The organism is Pseudomonas sp. PME37.24/025 (assembly GCF_055556615.1).
Window position 1 is genome coordinate 1 of record NZ_JBVHNK010000032.1, and the last position, 1,313, is coordinate 1,313.

General features: G+C 52.6%; 1 protein-coding gene. It reads left to right on the forward strand.

Features of this window, described 5'->3' with window-relative positions:
• Positions 1-53: 53 nt before the first annotated feature.
• A protein-coding gene (locus ACZ3HH_RS29345; RefSeq protein WP_465810002.1) for an IS3 family transposase occupies positions 54-1,276 on the forward strand; the annotation gives its coding sequence in 2 pieces (ribosomal slippage) (positions 54-405 and positions 405-1,276; 1,224 coding nt in all).
• The last annotated feature ends 37 nt before the right edge of the window (positions 1,277-1,313 follow it).

The window sequence follows — 1,313 nt, forward strand, 5'->3', positions numbered from 1 at the left end:
TGTCCCGTCCTGAATAAGGTTTACACCTTCTGACCCATTCTCAGGAGGACGTAATGAACACGGGAAAAAGGCGCAGCCAGCGTGATTACACGCTGACCTTTAAATTGTCGGTCGTCGATCAGGTCGAAAAAGGCGAGTTGAGTTATAAAGAGGCTCAAGAGCGCTATGGCATTCAGGGTAAAACGACTGTACTGAACTGGTTACGCAGGCATGGTCGGCAGGACTGGAGTCAAGGCGCGTCCATTCGCTCCAAGAGACCCCGTTCCATGGATGAGCCCGATAAACCGCTGACACCCGAACAGCGAATCAAAGAGCTTGAAGAAAAGCTTGCCCAAGCCAACCAGAAAGCTCAGTTTTTCGAAGCCGTCGTTGATGTTTTGAAGAACGACTTCGGTGTTTCTGTCGTAAAAAAGCGATCCGGCAAGTCCTCTCCCAAGGGCAGGTCCAAGACCTGAGCATTAGTCGGGCTTGCCAGTTCATGGGGATTTCCCGTCAGGCTTATTACAAGCGCAACCGGGCATGTGATGCCCGGGCCCGTCATGCCCAGGAAGTGATGGGGTTCGTGAGGGAGAAGCGACTTAGGCAACCGCGCCTTGGCACCCGAAAACTTCACAATCTAATGCGCACTGAGCCAGAAGTGTCCGTAAAGGTTGGTCGAGACCGTTTATTCGATATCTTGCGAGATCGGCGCGAACTGGTTCCCCGCAGACGGGCCTATCACAAAACGACAGACAGCCATCATCGCTTTCGCCGGCATCCAAACCTGCTCAAAGATGGGCCGATTCAGGTAGTCGCCAAGGCGCCAGAACAAGTATGGGTTGCGGACATCACCTACTTACCGACGCAAACGGGTGTGGCTTATCTGAGTTTGATCACCGATGCGTACTCCCGAAAAATCGTGGGGCACCATGTCCATGAAAGCTTGCACACCGAATCGGTGATCCAGGCGTTCAACAAAGCCCTCAAGCAACGGATAACGGAGCAACGCCTGGTGCATCACTCGGATAGAGGCGTCCAATACTGCTCCGAGCTTTATCAGCGGCTGCATGCCAAATACGGCATCACCTGCTCAATGACCGATGGCTACGACTGCTACCAAAATGCGTTGGCTGAGCGTGTGAATGGGATTTTGAAAAACGAGTTATTGCTGCATCGCCCCAAAGATTTTGCAGAGGCCATCCGGATGGTGGACGAGTCGGTGCAGATCTATAACAACGAGCGACCTCATCTGTCGCTGAAATACAAAACGCCCGATGCGGTGCATCGGGCGTTTTGAGACTGAAACAGGTGTAAACCTATTTCAGGACTAGACA